The 945-nt window shown below is 56.9% G+C and carries 1 protein-coding gene and 1 pseudogene; both read right to left on the bottom strand.

The genetic code is table 11. The features are described from left to right. Positions 1-30: 30 nt before the first annotated feature. Positions 31-252, bottom strand: a complete 222-nt coding sequence (locus NW829_RS12275) for an amidohydrolase family protein (protein ID WP_041436618.1) — start codon at positions 250-252, stop codon at positions 31-33. Positions 253-273: 21 nt separating this feature from the next. Then, positions 274-779, bottom strand: a pseudogene (locus NW829_RS12270) (amidohydrolase family protein); the annotation flags it as partial. Positions 780-945: the final 166 nt, after the last annotated feature.

Below are 945 nucleotides of genomic sequence, written 5' to 3'. Positions count from 1 at the left end.
AGTCACGGTCAAAATGCAGCCCACAGGTTCTCACAAGCAGGTGGCGAGCTTTTTGGCATAGCGGTTAGCGGTGCCCACGCGCAAATCCAGCAAGATCAAATCCGCTTTTTTGCCCACCTCCAAGCTGCCGATTTCCCCTTCCAGACCCAGACAGGCGGCACTGCCTTGTGTAGCCATCCACAAAGCCTGTTGCGCCGGCAGAGCAGCTCCATCCCCCGATCCCAACCGCTGCAGAAACACCGCCAACCGCATCTCCTCGATTCGATTTCTTCAGCCCCCACATGCACACAGTGGGCGGCCAAGGTCTGAGCACTCAGGGATCCCCAGCGTTTCAAACACTGCACCGGGGTCAATCCATAGCGAGCCTGTAGAGTTTCCACTCCCCGGCGAGTTTCCGCCAAGTGGGTATGCGGCCCCACTCCATACCTTTGGGCTAGAGCGGATCCCTGGACAAAACTCTCAGGATGGCCAGAATAAGGAGCATGGAACCTGACCCAGATGTAAATTTGCCCCTCCCCGCGTCCATGCCAAACCTGGATCAAAGCCTCCGTGTCCGCCAGGGATTCTCCCACTCCCCTCGGTTCGTCGATCACCTGTGGGCTGAGGATCCCTCGTAACCCCGACTGCAAGCTCACTGCTGCTGCTAGATGTCGATAGATGCCAAGAGTAACTACGAATAGGGATCGTGAAGTTGGATTACATCCCCCCCTCTCCCATGCCGTACACGAAGACCGCTCTGGCAGAACGAGCCAACTGGTGTAGAGCAGGTAACATGGCAAGCTAATGGTCGACAAAACTGTTACCTCACTAGCTTGCCTTCACCCAATGGTGTCAGCTTTCAGGTAGAGAGGCTTGACGGAAGCCAACCCCCCTATTGATTGGGTTCCTCTTGATTGGGTTAGGGTGGTGGGCCTGGCACCGAGCTAGGTTGCCAGCAGGTCGCCC

It is taken from the genome of Synechococcus sp. R55.8 (genome assembly GCF_047461895.1).
Taxonomy (GTDB): Bacteria; Cyanobacteriota; Cyanobacteriia; order Thermostichales; family Thermostichaceae; genus Thermostichus.
Note: the sequence above shows the minus strand (reverse complement) of the source record. Positions and strands in the feature narration are given on the sequence as shown.